Raw genomic sequence first — 19,680 nt, 5'->3', positions numbered from 1 at the left:
ACATTGATGGGTGCGAAGAGGAAGTTCACGGACTCTTACGCACACATCTTTACTTGTACATACAAGCATATGCAATCAAGCGGCCAACTTTGCGCGCAAGGTTTGAAGATTTTTCCGGGACGAGGGTGGAAGCCTTGGAAAACAAGGCTTCGCAGCATGATGAATTTTCTTACGGGGGATTTTTACAGTGCGGGAGACTTGTCATCGAGGCAGGGCTTTGCGCCATGCTGGGGCGTTCGGTAACAAGTTGGTGCGGGAAGAGGGAAACAAAATGTGGGGGAAGAAACCCCCACCTGTTCAGGCGGCGGCAGTCAATTCGATAACGCAGCAACGGCCAGTCACGCTGACGTCCAGCAGGCCGGTGTTACCGTCCAGTTGCAGGCAGTCGTGACGGTTCAGCCGCTCACCGAGCACCTTCACTTCATCGGCCACGCTGAACACCAGCACGGTGTGCGCGGCACTGAAGAAACGCTGCGTGCCGTCCATCCATTGCAACCGCGCTTGATAGCGCTGCGGCGAATAGATGAGGTTGAAATCGCGGATCGGCCCGCCGATCAAGCGGCAGGACACCTGGCTGTCACCCTTGAACGGGAATGGCTGCAGCGGTAACAACCCGAGCTGTTCCTCGCCATCCACCGTCAGCACCATGCCCGAGCCTTGCAGCACGGTGATAATGCGCTGGTACCCGGCAAAGGTGGAGAATCCGCCCGACTCGGCGATATCGGCAATCGACAGGCGCCAGCCGAAACCGTCAAGGCCCTCCCCCGCGTCACGGGTGATTTCTTCAGTGCTGCCGCCGCCGTTTTTCCACGGCATGCGAATGTAATCGGTAGCGCGCCAGACTTTCATCGAACTCATTTACTGAAACGTCCTTCCAGGCTATGACGGGAACCGGGGTGGATCAAACGTGCGGCCGTGACCGGTTGGCGGCCAGACCAGGTGCGGCGGCGAATCAGCAGGCACGGCTCGCTGGTTTCGATTTGCAGCAGCTTGCATTCGTCGGCGTCGGCCAGGATCGCCTCGACCACGTGCTCGCCTTCGGTCAGCGGCGCCACCTGGTTGAGGTAGGCATAGGGCGTTTGCTGGGTGAAATCCTGCTGCAGGTATTCCGGTGCTACCAGGGCGTTGACGAAACGGTCTTCGATTTGCACCGGAATGTCGTTTTCGTAGTGCACGATCAACGAGTGGAACACCCGCCCGCCTTCGCGCATTTCCAGCGCGACGGCGCGCTCGGAGCCGGCGGCTTCTTCACCGAGGGTAATGACCTTGCACGTATGGCGATGACCGCGGGAGGCGATCTCATCGGCAATGTTGTGCACTTCAAACAGCGCCGACTGGCTCTTGGGCTCGGCGACAAAGGTGCCCACACCTTGCATACGTACCAGCAGGCCTTCGGCAGTCAACTCGCGCAGGGCGCGGTTGATGGTCATGCGGCTGAAGCCCAACTGGTTGACCAGTTCGCTTTCCGAAGGCACGCGATAATGCGGCGGCCAGTTGCCGTTGAGAATCTGCTGGCTGATCATCTGTTTGACGCGGGCATACAAGGGCGCCGGACTTTCGTCCATGTGGGCAGCCAGTGGAGACTTGGCGGGCGGAGTCGACACAGGAAATCCTTGTAGGTGAAAAAGAAGCATAGCTTGCCGGAGTTTACCGAGCAGGCAAACGTCTGTATATGTATATACAAATAAACACACGACTGGGGTGCCTGAATCATGTCCGCTTTCTTTGCCGAACGCGCGCTGCTGCCTAATGGATGGGCCAACGATGTACGTCTTGAAGTCAGCGCCGATGGCCTGCTGACCAAGGTTGAGCCCAACACCAGTGCAGACGGTGCCGAACGGCTCAGGGGCCCCGTGCTGGCGGGCATGCCGAACCTGCATTCCCACGCTTTCCAGCGCGCGATGGCCGGGCTGGCGGAAGTGGCCGGCAACCCGAATGACAGTTTCTGGACCTGGCGCGACCTGATGTATCGGATGGTCGGCAAGATCCGCCCCGACCAGTTGCAGGTCATCGCGCGCCAGTTGTATATCGAAATGCTCAAGGCCGGCTACACCTCGGTGGCCGAATTTCACTACGTGCACCACGACGTCAGCGGCCAGCCCTATGCGGACCCTGCGGAGCTGTCGCGGCAAATCAGCCAGGCCGCCGCCAGCAGCGGTATCGGCCTGACGTTGTTGCCGGTGCTCTACAGCCACTCCGGTTTCGGCGGCCAGGCACCCAATGAAGGCCAGCGCCGCTTTATCAACAGCACCGAAAATTACCTGAGCCTGCAATCACGCCTGCAACCGATTCTGGCCGCGCAACCGGCACAACGGCTGGGCCTGTGTTTTCACTCGCTGCGCGCCGTCACACCGCAACAGATCAGCGAAGTGCTGGCCGCCAGCGACAAGGCGTGCCCGGTGCATATCCACATCGCCGAGCAGCAGAAAGAAGTCGACGACTGCCTGGCCTGGAGCGGCCAGCGCCCGCTGCAATGGTTGTATGACCATGTTGAAGTGGATCAGCGCTGGTGCCTGGTGCACGCCACTCACGCCAATCCGGAAGAAGTGACGTTGATGGCCAGGAGCCGGGCGATTGCCGGGTTGTGCCTGACCACTGAAGCCAACCTGGGCGACGGGATTTTCCCGGCGGTGGACTTCCTGGCCCAGGGCGGGCGCATGGGGATTGGTTCCGACAGCCATGTGTCACTGAGCGTGGTGGAAGAATTGCGCTGGCTGGAATATGGGCAGCGGCTGCGGGACCAGCGGCGCAACCGGCTGTATCGCAGCGATCAGCCGATGGTTGGGCGTACGCTGTTCGATGCCGCGCTGGACGGCGGTGCCGAAGCGTTGGGGCAGCCGATTGGGCGCCTGGAAGTTGGCAAGCGTGCGGACTGGCTGGTGCTGGACGGCAACGATCCGTACCTGGCGACAGCGAACGAAGACGGGATCCTCAATCGCTGGTTGTTTGCCGGTGGTGATCGCCAGGTGCGCGATGTGCTGGTCAACGGGAAGTGGGTGGTGCGCGACGGGCATCACGCCGCCGAAGAAGACAGCAGCCGGGCGTTTACCCAGGTCCTGCGGGATTTGCTGGGCTGACAGACGACACATAACAAATGTGGGAGCGGGCTTGCTCGCGAAAGCAGTGGATCAGTCAATACATCTGGTGACTGTCACACCGCCTTCGCGAGCAAGCCCGCTCCCACATTGGATTGGCGCTGTTTCGTATTACTGCGAGGTCTTCGCCATCTGCTTGTCCGACGTACGCCAGATCAAACGCGTGGTGTCATACCCCTGCTGCCGCGCCCTGCTCAGCAGGTCTTCGCGGGTGTCGGCGCTGACCGTCGGCGTGCGCGACAGCAACCACATGTAGCGCCGGCTCGGGCTGCCGACAATGGCGGTCTTGTAGTCATCGCTGACGTACAGCACCCAGTAATCGCCCTTGGCCACGCCCGGCAACAGCGAGGTGAACCAGTTATTGAATTCGACCCACAGTTTGTCGGTCTTGCCGGCGACCTGCGGCGTTGCGGTGCCCTTGGCTTCCTGCCACTTCCACTCAGGGGTCAGGCAGCGGTTGAACACCGACATGTTGCCATCGGGCAACAGCGTGTAGCGGGCTTCGGACTGCGCACAATTGCGCTGGAAGTACATCGGCAAACGGGCCAACTCATACCAGGTGCCCTGGTAACGCTTGAGGTTGACGCTGCCAACAGTCTTGGGTTGCAGATCATCGCCAGAATGGCTGGCGCAGCCCGCCAAAAACAGGCTGGCGCAGAGGTATAGAACGAAACGCATCATGTTGTTTTTCTCCCGCAGGCTTTCGCCCCGGTTTACTTCAGGCCTTGCCCGGAAAAAATCAGTACTTTGTCACCGGCATATTGCACGCTGATAAAGCTGTTTTTATCGCCCCAGGTGCAACTGGACATACCCAGCGCGCCAGAACAATCAGTCGGCTTGCCCAACAACGACTCCACCTCGGCCTTTGGCATGCCGGCCGACAGTTTTGCGTAATTTTCTTGAGTGACCTTGCTGCAAGCGGCCAGAAGCACGCAAAACGACAACAGGGCGAGACGGCGTAACGACATGGAAAAACTCCTGGAGAGACGAAGCAGCTTGGGGGTCTGCCAGAAGCTTAGAAGGGAAAAGAGGTGTCTGGTTCCCGACGAGCGAAAACAAAAAAGCCCCGAAAACGCTGAAACGTTTCGGGGCTTTTGCTTACCGCAAGGACTTACGCCTTGTGGTAGCCGGTCACACGCTCAACTTCTTCCTTCGAACCCAGGAACACCGCTACGCGCTGGTGCAGGCCTTCAGGCTGGATGTCGAGGATGCGCTGGTGGCCGTCGGTGGACGCACCGCCCGCCTGCTCAACCAGGAACGACATCGGGTTGGCTTCGTACATCAGGCGCAGCTTGCCTGGCTTGGACGGCTCGCGGCTGTCGCGTGGGTACATGAACAGGCCACCACGCGTCAGGATGCGGTGCACGTCGGCAACCATCGCAGCCACCCAGCGCATGTTGAAGTTCTTCTTCAGCGGGCCTTCCTCGCCGGCCATCAACTCGCCCACGTAGCGGGTAACCGGCTCTTCCCAGTGACGCTGGTTGGACATGTTGATTGCAAATTCCTGGGTGGACGCAGGAATGGTGATGTCTTCGTGGGTGAGCACGAAGCTGCCCATTTCGCGGTCCAGGGTGAAGCCCTTGACGCCGTCGCCCAGGGTCAGCACCAGCATGGTCTGTGGGCCGTAGATCGCGTAACCGGCAGCTACCTGCTCGGTGCCCGGCTGCAGGAAGGCCTTTTCGTTCAGGGCTTCGTTCTGGCTCAGGTATTCGTTCGGGCAACGCAGTACCGAGAAGATGGTGCCGACTGGCGCGTTGATGTCGATGTTCGACGAACCGTCCAGTGGGTCGAATACCAGCAGGTACGCGCCTTTCGGGTATTTGCCCGGGATCTGGTAGGCATTGTCCATTTCTTCGGACGCCATGCCGGCCAGGTGACCGCCCCACTCGTTGGCTTCGAGCAGGATTTCGTTGGAGATCACGTCAAGCTTCTTCTGCACTTCGCCTTGTACGTTTTCAGTGCCCATGCTGCCCAGGACACCACCCAGCGCGCCTTTGGACACGGCGTGGCTGATTTCCTTGCAAGCACGCGCCACCACTTCGATAAGGAAGCGCAGATCGGCAGGCGTGTTGTTGCTGCGGGTCTGCTCGATCAAATAGCGACTCAGGGTAACGCGGGACATGGAAGGCTCCGGAAATGGGGGGCTAAAAACCCGCGCAGTTTAACGCGAGTCGGGGCGTATTTCCTCCTATCAGAGGATTTAAACCCAATAGAGTTCATGGACTTTATTTAACGTGCCACCGGTGGCTTGCGCAGCAAACTGTAGGCCATGGCGCCCAGGGCCGCCACACCGAGCAGCAGCACGGCCCAAAGACCGAGCTTTTTCCAGTTCGGCCCGGCATCAACCGGGGCCGCGACCGCAGGCGATGTGACCACCGCCTCGCCCGCCACCTTGGCCTGCCCAAGCCCCGCGTGGCGTTCGGCGCTGTAGTCCGGAATCAGGGTCGACAGCGGCAAGTTCGCGCCTTTCACCGACGGATTGCCGAGCACAAGGGTGAACGGTGGCTCGCCCCGCGCCAGGAACACCAACTGCGTGGCCCGCACCGCAAAGCTCAAGGTCGGCGCCTCCACGCCCAGGCCACCACCACGCTCGTCCACGTCGAGCTTGAGCTGCGCAACAGCCTGGCCCGGCAACTGCAGTTCGTTCTGTAAAACGTCCTGGCCATTTTGCGTCAACCGGTAGAGCAAACCGCTGCTCATGGGCTGCCAGGCCTGATTACTTTCCCGGCGGCCCGACAAGGTGACCGGCGCCAGGCTGTTGGGTTGGCTCAAGTCGATTCGCAAGCGTTCGACGTTCAGTGCGTTGGGCAACTGCCAGCTGTATTCCCCGGCCTTGAGCCGGCTGCCCGACAACGGCTGCGACCACACCAGCGGCAACGGCAGGTTGTGGGCGCTGACACTCTCCAACTGCGCCGACGTCAGCGCCGGTGCCGCCTGGCCTTTCCACAGCAGACGCAGATACCGCGCCGACTGCCCCGGCAAACTCACTTCATGCTGCTCGACGCGCTCATCGGCAAACGACAACCGCGCCACCTGCCCTTCGCCCCAGGCGCGCCAGTGCTGCAAGTCGTCGCTGGCTTCGATGCTGAAACGCTGGAAGCCGTCGCGCTCGCTCGTCCAGTCGAGGATCAGTTGCTGCAACGGGGCCTTGATCGCACTCGCGTCGAGCAACCAGCCGCGCAGCACTTCTTCGCCGGCCTCCAGTTGGCTCGGCGGCTGCACTTGCACCAGCGTGCCGGTGGACGTGGATTGCACACGCACGCTGGGCACGGCTTCGGAGGAGTCAGCCGCAGCGTACAACGGGAACCACTTCACGTTGGACAGGCTGCGGCTTTCGGTGCTTTGCGCCGACTGCCGCGCCAGCGCGTAAGCCTGGGGCTCGCCAGCGGCGTTGAACACCCGCACATCACCCAGGTCGGCCTGACGGGCGCTCAATTGCACCGCCAGCGGCAGTTCCAGGCGGTACCACGGGCCTTCGCCACTGACCGTCAGCGGCACGCGCGTGGTGAAATCGGCGGGCGTCTCCTGGGCCCAGGCCGATAACGTCGTGCACAACCCCAACAGCGCCACACTCAGCTTGCCCATCAAGAGGCCACTCCTTCAGTTTCAACCACCGGCTCGGGGCGCTTGGGGGGCAGCGGGGCGAAATAGCCCACCACCAGCAACAGCCCGCCCACACCGATAAACGATACGATCCGCGCCAGCCCGCCACGGTTGCTCAATTCGACGAAGAACAATTTGGCCACCACCACGGCAATCAATGCCGCACCGATCAGCCACACCTCACGCCGATGACGCAGATGGCCGCCGATCATCAGGCTCAGGGCAATCAGGGTCCACACGATCGACAGCCCGGCCTGCACCAGCATCGACTCCAGCAACGCATCCAGATGGAACGGCACGCCACCCCAGTGATGAGCCGTGCGCATCACCAGCGCGGTGAAGAAGGCGAACAACGAGACACCGGCGACCGCCTGGGCGACCAGTTCGGCGCGCGGCCCGCGTTGCGGTGCGGCACTGCGGGACCACAGGTACACACCCAGCAGCGCGAATAGCAATCCAATATCCAGCGGGTTAAGCAGCGGCACATACGGCAGCGGCTCGGCGGTGCCGTCGCTGAAGATATTCGCCAGCCAGAACCAGCCGAGCATCAACACCGCCAGCGGCAACACGGCATACAACCGGTACTCGCGCGGGTACGCCGACACCGGCCACGGCCAACTGCGCGGCGCGGCGGCCAGCACCAGGTAAAGGCTTGGCAGAATCGCCCAGCCCAGCCAGCGCCAGGCGTTGTATTCCTCGGACAGCAACAACAGGCCGTAGCGCAGCTCCAGCGCCAGCACGCCGATCAGCAGCCAGCAACCAAGCACATGCGCGGCGCTCAGGGCTTTCTCCGGAATGACCGAAGCCAGGCGTCGCAGCGACACGAAGTGCACCGCAAACACCGCCGCCCAGGCCAGCCAGGCGAAGTTCGCCGCCGGGTGATAACGCGAGCCCCACGCGCCCAGCAACACCACGCCCACCGCCGGCATCAACAGCGCGCACAGCAAGCCCAGCGACGCCCATTGCAGCCTCAGGGCCAATACCGCCCAGATCGCCACACTCACCGCCGCTACCGCCAACAGCCAGGTGCCTTGCAGCATCGATGGTGCAAAACGCAGCACTTCGCTGACCAACGCCAGCGTCCACCAACCCGCACCCCACACCAGCAGCACATCGGACAGCCGCTGCAAACTCAACGCCTCGAACACCGGCGCATGAGGCCTGCGCTGCAAGCGCCAGGCACCGACCAGCGCCGCCAGCCCGAGCACCATTGGCGTCCAGAAACCGCTATGGCCCAAAGGACGCAAACCCTCGCTGGCCAGCGGCCCGAGCAGGTCCGGCACCGCGATCAGGAACGAAGCGCCGCCGATCACTTGCAGCGACAACCCGAAGACAAAACTGACGCGCTGTTGCAGGTACAGGCTCAGCCAGATGATCAACAAACCACTGGCCGCCCACACGCCGCTGGCGGTCTCCCACGGCAGCACAAACAGCACCGCCAGGTTGATCAGCACCAACCCGGCGAGCAACACCACCGACAGGCCACGCAACAACCGCACATCGCTGCGCACCATGGCGTCTCGCGCGGCCAGCAGCATGCCGCCGATCAATGCCAGGCCAATCAGCGATGCGGTGAGCAAGCCGCTCCAGCCCGCACTGAACACCGCGCCTGAATCACCACCCGCTTGCAGGCGCAGCAGGAACAGCGCACCACCCAGCAGTTGCACGGCAAACGCGGTGAAGAGGAACGTGCGCGAGCCGATGCGTAGACCCACCAGCAAGGTCGCAAGACCGGCAAGCGCCCAACTGATGGCCGTGCCCTGGGTCCACAGCAGCAACGGTGCGAGCAGGTACAAGAAGCCCAGGCCCACACTGGCCAATACCGGCAAGCCTCGACGCTCCCATTGCGCCGCGTGCTCCACCGGCGCCTTGCGCAATTGGTCGAAACTGAACAGCAAGGCCGCCCCCAGCAACAACGCACCCAAGGGTGCACCGTCCAGCAGGCTGGTCTCGCCAATCCGCAATTCGCTGAGGAACGCCAGCGCCGAACCGACTTGCAACAGCAAGCCAAACGCCCGCGCCAAAGGCCGCTGCTGACGCAGGCCGAGCCAGAAAATCCCGGCGCCTTCCACGGCCCAGGCCGCCGCGGTCCAGCGTGCGTCGAGGCCCAACGGAATCGCCAGGCTGGCGAAGATCACACCCAGCGCCAGGCAGGTTTCCGCCAGCAGCAAGGCGCGCCCGCCACTCAGCAGACGAGCCAGGCCCATATAGATAATGCCCAGGGCCAGCGCGCTGAACGCAGCGGCAAATTCCAGGTGCTGCACCAGCGCAAACTGCAAACCGAAGCCCACCAGCGGCGGACCGAACAGCATGCTGCCGTCGACATAATCGCCCTTGGTCGCCGACCAGCGCAGCAACGCGCCACGGCTGTCATCGTCCGGCGCGTCGCGCATCTCCAGCAACTTGCGCCGGGCGAACAACAGGCCGATGCCCAGGTACATCAGGAAAAATAGAATCAGGAACGGCTCGGTGCTCCACAGCAGCTCCGGTGTATAGGAGCGCATGCCCCAGGCGAAGCCGATGCCGAAGGTGCCGACAAAACCGATCAAATTGAGCAGGCGCCAGGCCTTGAACCAGGCGATGGCGAGAATGCCTGCGTTGAGCAGGGCGAAATAGCTGAACAGCGCCACATGGTTGCCGGCGCCGGTGGACGTGAGGATCGGTGCCGCAAAACCGCCGAGTGCAGCGGCGCAGGCCAGGCCGAGGGCGTCCTGGGTAATCGCCAGGATCGCCGAGAAAACGGTGACCGCCACCAGCAAGCCGAGTGCCGCGCCGGGGTCGAGCAGCGGGTGCAGGCGCATCGCGGCGAACACCGTGAGGTACAACACCGCAATGCCGGTGCCTTGCAGCATCAACCCATAATTACTGTTGCGCAGCCGCAGCCACCAACCCAGGCCCAGCAGTGCCAATGCGCAACCGGCGACACCTGCGTAACGCAACTCGATTGGCACCACCATGCCTTCAGTGGCATAGCGCAGCAGGAAGGCCAGGCCGAGGAACAACAACACCACGCCGACCCGCAGCACGGTGTTGCCACCGAACAGCCAGTTGCGGGCACCGCTGATTGCGCGCTCGATAAAGTTGGGGCCGCGAGGCACCGCAGGCGCGGCAGGTTGTTCAGGGATTTTCGCGCTCGGTTCGGCCCGCCACACATCAGCCGGCAATGGCTGGCTGGGTTCGGCCACCACGCTTGAGTAGGCAGGTTCCAGTTCGGCGGGTAATTCCCAGACGAGTTCAGGCGGCGCCGCTACCGGCAGCGGCTCTTCGACAAACACAGGTCCGGCGGTTTCAACGGCGGCAGGGCTTTCCAGCAAGGCCAGGCGTTGCTCGACCACTTTCAGGGCGTTGCGGGCAGACTCCAGCTGACGGCCTTGTTCCTCCGTACGCGAGGCGAGCATCGACAGGCGAATCGCCTGGCCAATGCCCAAACCGAGCAGCGCACCAATGCCCGCATCACTGAACGACTCGTCGAGTGTCCAGCCGAGCACCAGGCCAATCAGCATGAAAATCCATTGCATGGTCGATATCCCTAAGCAGCCCGAAGCGGGCAAAGGCGATGCTCAGTATATCGACACGGACCCCATGTGGGAGCGGGCTTGCTCGCGAAGGCGGTGGATCAGTCAAAAAATTTGTGACTGATCCACCGCCTTCGCGAGCAAGTCGAATCGTCGCACCGCCGCTCCCACATTTTGTATTGCGGTCTCTAATCCAACGCTTTCCAGATTTCCGTCGCGTATTCGCGGATGGTCCGGTCCGACGAGAACCAGCCCATGCGCGCAGTATTGAGCACCGCCGAACGCCACCATTCCTTGGAGTCGTGCCAATGGGCCTCGACCCGCGCCTGGGCATCCCAGTAGGAATCGAAGTCGGCACAGACCAGGAAGCGGTCGTAGTCGATCAGCGAATCCACCAACCCGGCATAACGGCCCGGATCATCCGGTGAGAACACCCCGCCACGAATCGCTTGCAGCACATCATTCAAGCGATGGGACGCGGCGATCTCTGGCCCGGCGTTGAACTCGCCCGCGTGTTTGCGCGCTTCCACCTGCTGGGCACTGAGGCCGAAGATGAACATGTGGTCGGCACCCACGCGCTCGTGCATCTCGACGTTGGCGCCGTCCATGGTGCCGATCGTCAGCGCGCCGTTGAGGCCGAATTTCATGTTGCTGGTGCCCGAGGCTTCAAAGCCGGCGGTGGAAATCTGCTCCGACAAGTCGGCCGCCGGAATGATGCTTTCCGCCAGGCTGACGTTGTAGTTGGGCAGGAATACCACCTTGAGCAACCCGCGCACGGTAGGGTCGTTGTTGACGGTACGGGCGATGTCGTTAGTCAGCTTGATGATCAGCTTGGCCTGGTGATAGCTGGCCGCGGCCTTGCCGGCGAAGATCTTCACCCGCGGCACCCAGTCGGTGCCCGGCTCGGCCCGGATCGCCTGGTACAGCGCGACGGTGTGCATCAGGTTCAGCAGCTGGCGCTTGTACTCGTGGATCCGCTTGACCTGCACATCGAACATCGCCGCCGGGTTGACCGAAATCCCCAGGCGCTCGTGAATGATGTCGGCCAGTGCCCGCTTACTGTGCAGGCGCTGTTCGGCGAAGGCCTTGCGAAAGGCTTGCTTCTCGGCAAACGGTTCCAGGTCTGCCAGGCGCTGTTCGGGGTTATCCAGCACGTCCGGGCCCAGTGCCTCCACCAGCATCGCCGTGAGCTTGGGGTTGGCCTGGTACAGCCAGCGGCGGAAGGTAATGCCGTTGGTTTTGTTGTTGATGCGGTCCGGGTAGAGCTTGTGCAGTTCGGAGAACACCGTGCTGCGCATCAGTTGCGTGTGCAGGCCGGATACGCCGTTGACACTGTGGGAGCCGAGGAACGCCAGGTTGCCCATGCGTACGCGGCGACCGTTGTCTTCTTCGATCAGCGAGACGGCACGCAGCACGTCGAAGTCATGGATGCCCTTGGCCCGCAGCGAGTCGATATGCTGGGCGTTGATCAGGTAGATGATCTGCATGTGCCGCGGCAGCATGCGCTCCATCAGGCCGACTGGCCAGGTTTCCAACGCCTCGGGGAGCAAGGTGTGGTTGGTGTACGAAAGGGTTTCGACGGTGACGTCCCAGGCGGCATCCCACGGGATGTCGTGCAGGTCCACCAACTGACGCATCAACTCGGCCACCGCGATCGACGGGTGAGTGTCGTTGAGTTGAATGGCCGCGTGCTCGCCCAGGCTCAATACCGAGCCGTGCATGTTCTTGTGGCGACGCAGCAGATCCTGCAACGAGGCGGAGACGAAGAAGTACTCCTGGCGCAGGCGCAGCTCCTGCCCTGCTTCGGTGCTGTCGGCCGGGTAAAGCACTCGGGAGATGCTTTCGGCGCGGGCCACTTCGGCGACGGCGCCCAGGTGGTCACCGGCGTTGAAGCGTTCCAGGTGCAGGTCTTCGACGGCCCGGGCGCGCCACAAGCGCAGGGTGTTGACGCTGGCGCCGCGCCAGCCGACGACCGGGGTGTCATACGCCACCGCGCGTACGGTTTCATTCGGCGACCAGACCTGGATCGACTTGCCGGACGCATCCAGCACGGTTTCCACACCACCGCCAAAGCCGATCGGGTAGATCACTTCGGCGCGCTCGAACTCCCAGGGGTTGCCGAAATCCAGCCAGCGTTCGGTTTGCTCCTGCTGCCAGCCATCGACAATCGCCTGGCGAAACAGCCCGTGCTCATACCGAATGCCATAGCCATGGCCGGCGATGCCCAGGGTCGACATGCTTTCCATGAAGCAGGCTGCCAGGCGGCCAAGGCCACCGTTGCCCAGGGCCGCGTCGGGCTCCAGCAGGCGAATGCGCTCCATGTCCACACCCAACTCGCTCATGGCCTCACGGGCCACGTCCAGCAAGCCAAGGTTGCTCAGGCTGTCGTAGAGCAGACGGCCGATCAGGAATTCCAGCGAGAGGTAATAGACCCGCTTCTGTCCCTTGCGGTAGATGTGCCGCGTGTGGTCCATCCAGTGGTCGACCATGTGGTCGCGGGCGGCCAGTGCGATGGCTTCAAACCAATCGTGGTCGAAGGCGTGGTCGGGGTCCTTGCCCACCGCATAGGTAAGTTTGGTCAAGACGGCATCGCGAAATGCGGCTACCTCTGCTTCTCGTACAAGCGGTTCCTGAGACATCGATGCGACCTCGGGCGAGATAGAAGGAGTTGCTAGAGCCTAGACGGTCTGACAGACGGTAGACGCTCTGGTTCGGCAGTTTTTTAACTCATTCACCTTTGCGGGAATTTGATGCAGGGGCCGTGCCCGTTTGTGGCCCGGCACAGCCTTCGAGCTGAAAGCTGGAAGATATTGTTCAAAAAACCACCAGTTCCGGTATGATCCCGCGCCGGATAACACCCCTCTTGGAAACCTGATGAAGCCTCAACTGATCGCCGCCGCGGAACTCGACCGTCTCGAGACCTGGCAGAAATACTCAAGCCATATGTGTGGCGGCTGTGTGTCGAGCTGCTGCACCCTGCCGGTTGAGGTGAAGATCAAGGACCTGATCCGCATCGGCATCGTCGATGAGTTCGAGCGTGGCGACCCGCCGAAGAACATCGCCAAGCGCTTGCAGAAGGAAGGCATCGTCGAGCGCTTCAACGCCAAATCCGAGATCTTCACCCTGCAGCGCATGAGCAACAACGATTGCCTGTACCTGGATCGTAAGAGCCGCTTCTGCACTATTTATGACAAGCGCCCGGATACTTGCCGCAATCACCCGAAAATCGGGCCGCGCCCGGGGTATTGCGCGTACAAGCCGAAGGAAGTGGTGCGCGAGACCAGGCTCAAGACCCTCGACAAGTTCTGATCCAGATTCTTTATTGCTTGAACTACCGCTTTCGCGAGCAAGCCCGCTCCCACACTTGACCTCACTCATCCTGAAAAAACGCGGTCGAATGTGGGAGCGGGCTTGCTCGCGAAGGGGCCCGCACAGTCACTACAGATATTGCAGGCATAAAAAAACGCCCCCGGCCTTTCGACCGGGGGCGTTTTTCATTCAGCCTGAGTTAACTCAGTTCTTGGCTTTCTTGGCAGCGCGGGTACGCTCGCCTTCGTCCAGGATCTTCTTACGCAGGCGGATCGACTTAGGCGTAACTTCGCACAGCTCGTCGTCCTGGATGAATTCCAGAGCCTGTTCCAGGGTGAAGCGAACAGGTGGAACCAGAGCGATGGTTTCGTCTTTACCCGAAGCACGCATGTTGTCGAGCTTCTTGCCTTTGGTTGGGTTGACGCCCATGTCGTTGTCACGGCTGTTCAGGCCAACGATCTGACCGTTGTAGATCTCTTGACCGTGTTCAACGAACAGCTTGCCACGCGCCTGGAGGGTTTCCAGGGAGTAGGTCAGCGCCTTGCCGGTTTCTACCGATACCAGAACACCGTTCTGACGACCGGACATGTCGCCGGACTTCATGGTGTCGTAGCGATCGAAGATCGAGGTCAGGATGCCAGCACCGTTGGTCAGGGTCAGGAACTGGTTACGGAAACCGATCAGACCACGAGCAGGGATGTTGTATTCCAGACGCACACGGCCTTTGCCATCCGGCACCATGTTGGTCAGGTCGCCCTTACGCAGGCCCATCTCTTCCATGACCTTGCCCTGGGATTCTTCAGGGGTGTCGATGGTGACGTTTTCAAACGGTTCCTGCTTCACGCCGTCAACCTGACGGATGATCACTTCAGGACGACCAACGCCCATTTCGAAGCCTTCGCGACGCATGGTTTCGATCAGTACCGAGAGGTGCAGCTCACCACGGCCGGAAACCTTGAACTTGTCAGCCGAGTCGCCTTCTTCAACGCGCAGAGCAACGTTGTACAGCAGCTCTTTGTCCAGACGTTCCTTGATGTTACGGGAAGTCACGAACTTGCCTTCTTTACCGCAGAAAGGCGAGTCGTTTACCTGGAAGGTCATGGAAACGGTTGGCTCGTCAACGGTCAGAGGCTTCATCGCCTCGACGTTGTCCGGCTGGCACAGGGTGTCGGAGATGAACAGCGAGTCCATACCGCTCACACACACGATGTCACCGGCAAACGCTTCTTCAACGTCGATGCGGTGCAGGCCGTGGTGACCCATCAGCTTCAGGATACGACCGTTGCGCTTCTTGCCGTCGGCGCCGATGGCGACCACCGGAGTGTTCGGCTTGACGCTACCACGAGCGATACGGCCAACACCGATAACACCCAGGAAGCTGTTGTAGTCCAGTGCCGAGATTTGCATCTGGAACGGGCCTTCACGGTCAACTTTCGGAGCCGGTACGTTGTCGACGATCGACTGGTACAGCGGGGTCATGTCTTCAGCCATGTCGGTGTGTTCCAGACCGGCAATGCCGTTCAGGGCCGAGGCGTAGACGACTTTGAAGTCCAGCTGTTCTTCGGTGGCACCCAGGTTGTCGAACAGGTCGAAGATCTGGTCCAGAACCCAGTCCGGACGCGCGCCTGGACGGTCAACCTTGTTGATGCACACGATCGGACGCAGGCCGGCTTCGAAAGCCTTCTTGGTCACGAAACGGGTTTGCGGCATAGGGCCGTCTTGAGCGTCAACCAGCAGCAGAACGGAGTCAACCATCGACATTACGCGTTCAACTTCGCCGCCGAAGTCGGCGTGGCCCGGGGTATCCACGATGTTGATGTGGTAGCCGTTCCAGTTGATGGCGGTGTTTTTCGCCAGAATGGTAATACCGCGCTCTTTCTCCTGGTCGTTGGAGTCCATCACGCGCTCGTCGTTGAGCTCGTTGCGCTCCAGGGTGCCGGATTGACGCAAGAGTTTGTCTACCAGGGTGGTCTTACCATGGTCAACGTGAGCAATGATGGCGATGTTGCGTAGATTTTCGATCACTTGTGTATCTCGATCAGAGGATTCGGTGTGCTGACAGGTCGTGGCAGCGATTAACAGTAGAGTCAGGCCTTGCCGTTACAGCTTGACGGCAGAGTCGGGGGGCCGGTGACGCAGGCCACAGGCAAACAGCCCCGGGCTCTTAGCTCGGTCGATAAACGCGCACATTGGCATGCCCCTCACTGAGCAAATGGTGGGCATGCAGGCGACTCATCACGCCTTTGTCGCAATACAACAGGTACTGACGGCTGTCATCCAGTTCCTTGAAACGCGCATTCAATGCATAGAACGGCAGCGTTTGTACGTCGATGCCAGCAATTTCCAGCGGCTCGTCTTCAGCGGCATCCGGGTGACGGATGTCGATGATGATCTGACCGGCCAGAGCCTCGCTGACTTCTTCGATCTGCAAATCCTGGCCCAATTCGTCGATAACCCGATCGATCGGCACCAGCTTGGCGTTCTCAAGCGCACGCTCGAGCACCGCCATATCGAACTGTTGTTCTTCGTACTCCACGCGGTTGCGCTTGGCGTGGGTCTTGGGGTTCACCGAGATGACCCCGCAATATTCCGGCATGTGCTTGGCGAAATCCGCCGTGCCGATCTGGGTCGCCAGGTCGATGATGTCTTGCTTGTGACTGGCGATCAGCGGGCGCAGTACCAGCTTCTCGGTCACAGAGTCGATCAACGACAGGTTCGGCAGAGTCTGGCTGGACACCTGGGAAATCGCTTCACCGGTGACCAGTGCGTCGATTTCCAGCCGATCCGCGATTCGGGACGCAGCGCGTAACATCATACGCTTCAATACTACGCCCATATGACTGTTATCGACTTTCCCGAGAATTTCTCCCAGGACTTCCTCGAACGGTACGCTGACAAACAGCACCCGTTGCGAGCTGCCGTACTTCTTCCAGATGTAATGCGCGACTTCCATCACGCCCAGTTCGTGTGCACGCCCGCCCAGGTTGAAGAAGCAGAAGTGGCTCATCAGCCCGCGGCGCATGATCTGGTAGGCCGCGACAGTGGAATCGAAACCGCCGGACATCAATACCAGGGTCTGTTCCAGGGCACCCAGCGGGTAGCCGCCGATGCTGTCGTGCTGGCTGTGGATCACAAACAACCGTTGGTCGCGAATTTCCATCCGCACTTCAATTTGCGGCTCTTTCAGGGAAATTCCGGCAGCGCCGCACTCGCGACGCAGCTTGCTGCCCACATATTTCTCGACATCCATGGAGCTGAACGGGTGCTTGCCGGCGCGTTTGCAACGCACTGAAAACACCTTGCCTGCCAGCACATCGCCGTAGTGCTGCTTGCACTTTTCGGTGATGTCGTCGAAGTCGCCCAGCGGGTACTCGTCGACCTGCAGGAAATGCGCGATGCCCGGCACGCAGCTCAGGCGCTCGGTCATGTCCTTCAGGGCCTTGGGGTCTGTGAGGCGGGTTTCCAGCTCGAGATTGTCCCACACACCATTCACCACCACAGCCGGGTCCAGATCGCGGAGCACGGCACGGATGTTCTTGGCCAATTGACGGATGAAACGCATCCGTACCGGTCGGCTCTTGATGGTGATCTCGGGGAAGACTTTAACGATTAATTTCATGAAAACAGCGCGCGCAGGCCCAGCCGAAAAAGGGGGGCGCGGATTATAGCGGAAATCGCTCAAGGTTTAACCAGTTAATATGCAACTGACCTTTCGCGCACCAAAACGGGTCATAAACCAAAATAAGCGCTACATTGCGGTGCGCAATTTCTTCCGTTTCAGCGGATTGCACCTTTATAGGGGCGTTTTTGTGGCAAAAAACCCATGTCGGGGCACTGGCATGCAATTTGCTCTCTTGTGAGGCAGGTTGCCTTGGTCGAGTATTCGCGCCGGCATCACCCACATTCTAAGGGCTACTCCACTACCCCAGCCCGAAGCCACCCGGAGGACACTATGTCGAAGTCGGTTCAACTCATCAAAGATCATGACGTCAAATGGATTGATCTGCGCTTCACGGACACCAAAGGCACTCAGCACCACGTGACCATGCCGGCTCGCGACGCGCTGGATGACGCCTTCTTCGAAGAAGGCAAAATGTTCGACGGTTCCTCCATTGCCGGCTGGAAAGGCATCGAAGCGTCCGACATGATCCTGATGCCGGACGACAGCACTGCCGTACTCGACCCGTTCACCGAAGACCCAACCTTGATCATCGTCTGCGACGTGATCGAGCCTTCGACCATGCAGGGCTACGACCGTGACCCACGTGCGATCGCCAAGCGTGCCGAGGAATACCTGAAGTCGACCGGTATCGGCGACACCGTATTCGTAGGTCCGGAACCAGAATTCTTCATCTTTGATTCGGTCAAGTTCAAGTCCGACATCTCTGGCTCCATGTTCAAGATCTTCTCCGAACAAGGTTCGTGGATGTCCGACCAGGACGTGGAAGGCGGCAACAAAGGCCACCGTCCAGGTATCAAAGGCGGCTACTTCCCGGTTCCTCCGTTCGACCACGACCACGAAATCCGTACCTCCATGTGCAACGCCATGGAAGAGATGGGCCTGGTCATCGAAGTTCACCACCACGAAGTGGCGACTGCCGGCCAGAACGAAATCGGCGTGAAGTTCAACACCCTGGTTGCCAAGGCTGACGAAGTTCAGACCCTGAAGTACTGCGTACACAACGTGGCTGATGCCTACGGCCGTACCGCTACCTTCATGCCTAAGCCTCTGTACGGCGATAACGGTTCGGGTATGCACGTTCACCTGTCCATCGCCAAAGAAGGCAAGAACACCTTCGCTGGCGAAGGTTATGCCGGCCTGTCCGACACTGCCCTGTACTTCATCGGCGGTATCATCAAGCACGGTAAGGCCCTGAACGGCTTCACCAACCCGTCGACCAACTCCTACAAGCGTCTGGTCCCAGGTTTCGAAGCTCCGGTAATGCTCGCCTACTCGGCTCGCAACCGTTCCGCTTCGATCCGTATTCCTTACGTGTCCAGCCCTCGCGCTCGCCGTATCGAAGCCCGTTTCCCGGATCCGGCAGCCAACCCGTACCTGGCCTTCGCTGCTCTGGTCATGGCCGGCCTGGACGGTATCCAGAACAAGATCCACCCTGGCGATGCCGCCGACAAAAACTTGTACGACCTGCCGCCTGAAGAGGCCAAAGAGATCCCACAAGTATGCGGCAGCCTGAAAGAAGCCCTGGAAGAGCTGGACAAGGGCCGTGCGTTCCTGACCAAAGGCGGCGTGTTCAGCGACGACTTTATCGATGCCTACATCGCCCTGAAAAGCGAAGAAGAAATCAAGGTCCGCACCTTCGTACACCCACTGGAATACGAGCTGTACTACAGCTGCTGATCCGGTAGCGCTGCGTAACGTGGCGTGATGAAAAAGGCCTCCTTCGGGAGGTCTTTTTTTTGCCCGCAAAACCCTGTGGGAGCGGGCTTGCCCGCGAAAAATTCAAAGGCGCCGCATTTCTTCAATATTTACGCGTTATCGTTAACGACCTTCGCGAGCAAGCTCGCCCCTACAGAAGAGGGATCTGCCTTGAAACTCAAAATTGGGTTCATCTTGCTGGCCATCAGCGCCAATGTATTCGCAGCACCACCCACCCTCGCCCCGCTGCTCGACAGCATTGCCGAACGCCTGGCGATTGCCGACCAGGTGGCCCTGAGCAAATGGGACAGCCACAAGCCCGTCGAGGACCGCCCACGGGAGCAGGACGTGATCGCCAGCGTCGTCGCCCAGGCGCCGAGCTACAAACTGGCACCGGCACAGGCCGAGCAGTTTTTCTCGGCCCAGATCGAGGCGAACAAACTGGTGCAGTACGCCCACCTTTCCGACTGGCAGCTGCAAGGCAAGGCGCCGAATGACCCACGCCCGGATCTGGTCGGCCAGATCCGCCCTAAACTGGACCTGCTGCAAAAACGCCTGCTGCAACAGCTGGCGGACTTCACCCCGGAGCGCACCAACCCGCAATGCCCGCAATGGCTGGCCCAGGCCAATCACGCACCTGCCAAAGACGCGCTGCACCAGCTGGCAATGATCCGCGCCACCGCCGAGCTGTGCCTCTATAAAATCTAAAATTGCGAACCCCATCAAAATGTGGGAGCGGGCTTGCTCGCGAAGGCGGTGTGTCAGTTGATATATGCATGAC

General features: G+C 60.7%; 14 protein-coding genes. 4 read left to right on the top strand and 10 right to left on the bottom strand.

The annotated features are described in order from the left end of the window. Positions 1-297: 297 nt before the first annotated feature. Positions 298-858: a HutD family protein gene (locus HX818_RS27090; RefSeq protein ID WP_003217978.1), complete on the bottom strand. Its 561-nt coding sequence runs from the start codon at positions 856-858 to the stop codon at positions 298-300. After that, positions 855-1,634: a histidine utilization repressor gene (gene hutC, locus HX818_RS27085; protein WP_173406113.1), complete on the bottom strand. Its 780-nt coding sequence runs from the start codon at positions 1,632-1,634 to the stop codon at positions 855-857. Before hutC ends, HX818_RS27090 begins: the two co-directional genes overlap by 4 nt. Positions 1,635-1,712: 78 nt before the next feature. Between hutC and HX818_RS27080 the strand changes: the two genes are divergently transcribed. Next, the gene (locus tag HX818_RS27080; RefSeq protein ID WP_177021048.1) at positions 1,713-3,077 is read left to right on the top strand and encodes a formimidoylglutamate deiminase; all 1,365 of its coding nucleotides are present in this window, start codon (positions 1,713-1,715) and stop codon (positions 3,075-3,077) included. Between the two features lie 129 nt (positions 3,078-3,206). Here the strand turns inward: HX818_RS27080 and HX818_RS27075 are convergent, their stop codons facing one another. The 6 genes from HX818_RS27075 to HX818_RS27050 all read right to left on the bottom strand — a co-directional run bounded on the left by HX818_RS27075 (position 3,207) and on the right by HX818_RS27050 (position 12,852). Beyond that, on the bottom strand, positions 3,207-3,776 hold the full coding sequence (locus HX818_RS27075; protein ID WP_003217984.1) for a lipocalin family protein: 570 nt from the start codon (positions 3,774-3,776) through the stop codon (positions 3,207-3,209). A 32-nt stretch (positions 3,777-3,808) separates the two neighbouring features. Continuing rightward, a complete protein-coding gene (locus tag HX818_RS27070) occupies positions 3,809-4,063 on the bottom strand; it encodes a hypothetical protein (protein WP_003217986.1) in 255 nt (84 codons plus the stop codon). A 143-nt stretch (positions 4,064-4,206) separates the two neighbouring features. Continuing rightward, positions 4,207-5,217, bottom strand: a complete 1,011-nt coding sequence (locus tag HX818_RS27065; protein WP_003217989.1) for a class 1 fructose-bisphosphatase — start codon at positions 5,215-5,217, stop codon at positions 4,207-4,209. Positions 5,218-5,324: 107 nt separating this feature from the next. Beyond that, complete coding sequence (locus tag HX818_RS27060; RefSeq protein WP_177021047.1) at positions 5,325-6,680, bottom strand: DUF3999 domain-containing protein; 1,356 nt, start codon at positions 6,678-6,680, stop codon at positions 5,325-5,327. Further along, a complete protein-coding gene (locus HX818_RS27055) occupies positions 6,680-10,216 on the bottom strand; it encodes a DUF2339 domain-containing protein (RefSeq protein WP_177021046.1) in 3,537 nt (1,178 codons plus the stop codon). The genes HX818_RS27060 and HX818_RS27055 overlap by 1 nt, the downstream gene beginning before the upstream one ends. Before the next feature lie 185 nt (positions 10,217-10,401). Further along, positions 10,402-12,852: a glycogen/starch/alpha-glucan phosphorylase gene (locus HX818_RS27050; RefSeq protein ID WP_003217995.1), complete on the bottom strand. Its 2,451-nt coding sequence runs from the start codon at positions 12,850-12,852 to the stop codon at positions 10,402-10,404. Positions 12,853-13,087: 235 nt separating this feature from the next. On the opposite strand from HX818_RS27050, the gene HX818_RS27045 reads away from it, so the two are divergent. After that, positions 13,088-13,522, top strand: a complete 435-nt coding sequence (locus HX818_RS27045; protein WP_177021045.1) for a YkgJ family cysteine cluster protein — start codon at positions 13,088-13,090, stop codon at positions 13,520-13,522. Between the two features lie 204 nt (positions 13,523-13,726). On the opposite strand, the gene typA is transcribed toward HX818_RS27045, so the two are convergent. Both typA and thiI read right to left on the bottom strand, forming a co-directional pair. Further along, complete coding sequence (gene typA / locus HX818_RS27040) at positions 13,727-15,547, bottom strand: translational GTPase TypA (protein WP_003217997.1); 1,821 nt, start codon at positions 15,545-15,547, stop codon at positions 13,727-13,729. 139 nt (positions 15,548-15,686) lie between these two features. Continuing rightward, on the bottom strand, positions 15,687-17,141 hold the full coding sequence (gene thiI / locus HX818_RS27035; protein WP_023659343.1) for a tRNA uracil 4-sulfurtransferase ThiI: 1,455 nt from the start codon (positions 17,139-17,141) through the stop codon (positions 15,687-15,689). 333 nt (positions 17,142-17,474) lie between these two features. Here thiI and glnA point away from each other — a divergent pair, with 333 nt between their 5' ends. Together glnA and HX818_RS27025 are read left to right on the top strand one after the other, a co-directional pair. Then, complete coding sequence (glnA, locus tag HX818_RS27030; protein ID WP_003217999.1) at positions 17,475-18,881, top strand: glutamate--ammonia ligase; 1,407 nt, start codon at positions 17,475-17,477, stop codon at positions 18,879-18,881. Positions 18,882-19,070: 189 nt separating this feature from the next. Continuing rightward, positions 19,071-19,607, top strand: coding sequence for a chorismate mutase (locus HX818_RS27025; RefSeq protein WP_102367926.1), 537 nt, complete (start codon positions 19,071-19,073; stop codon positions 19,605-19,607). Positions 19,608-19,680 lie beyond the last annotated feature (73 nt).

The organism is Pseudomonas sp. F9001, from assembly GCF_013385435.1.
Lineage (GTDB): Bacteria > Pseudomonadota > Gammaproteobacteria > Pseudomonadales > Pseudomonadaceae > Aquipseudomonas.
Note: the sequence above shows the minus strand (reverse complement) of the source record. Positions and strands in the feature narration are given on the sequence as shown.

What these genes read in the sequence shown, in the direction of transcription:
- HX818_RS27045 (WP_177021045.1), top strand. Translation starts at nt 13,088, where the DNA reads ATGAAGCCTCAACTGATCGCCGCCGCGGAACTCGACCGTCTCGAGACC.
- HX818_RS27065 (WP_003217989.1), bottom strand. Translation starts at nt 5,217, where the DNA reads ATGTCCCGCGTTACCCTGAGTCGCTATTTGATCGAGCAGACCCGCAGC.
- thiI (WP_023659343.1), bottom strand. Translation starts at nt 17,141, where the DNA reads ATGAAATTAATCGTTAAAGTCTTCCCCGAGATCACCATCAAGAGCCGA.
- HX818_RS27060 (WP_177021047.1), bottom strand. Translation starts at nt 6,680, where the DNA reads ATGGGCAAGCTGAGTGTGGCGCTGTTGGGGTTGTGCACGACGTTATCG.
- HX818_RS27080 (WP_177021048.1), top strand. Translation starts at nt 1,713, where the DNA reads ATGTCCGCTTTCTTTGCCGAACGCGCGCTGCTGCCTAATGGATGGGCC.
- HX818_RS27070 (WP_003217986.1), bottom strand. Translation starts at nt 4,063, where the DNA reads ATGTCGTTACGCCGTCTCGCCCTGTTGTCGTTTTGCGTGCTTCTGGCC.
- hutC (WP_173406113.1), bottom strand. Translation starts at nt 1,634, where the DNA reads ATGCTTCTTTTTCACCTACAAGGATTTCCTGTGTCGACTCCGCCCGCC.
- HX818_RS27075 (WP_003217984.1), bottom strand. Translation starts at nt 3,776, where the DNA reads ATGATGCGTTTCGTTCTATACCTCTGCGCCAGCCTGTTTTTGGCGGGC.
- HX818_RS27055 (WP_177021046.1), bottom strand. Translation starts at nt 10,216, where the DNA reads ATGCAATGGATTTTCATGCTGATTGGCCTGGTGCTCGGCTGGACACTC.
- HX818_RS27090 (WP_003217978.1), bottom strand. Translation starts at nt 858, where the DNA reads ATGAGTTCGATGAAAGTCTGGCGCGCTACCGATTACATTCGCATGCCG.
- glnA (WP_003217999.1), top strand. Translation starts at nt 17,475, where the DNA reads ATGTCGAAGTCGGTTCAACTCATCAAAGATCATGACGTCAAATGGATT.
- HX818_RS27050 (WP_003217995.1), bottom strand. Translation starts at nt 12,852, where the DNA reads ATGTCTCAGGAACCGCTTGTACGAGAAGCAGAGGTAGCCGCATTTCGC.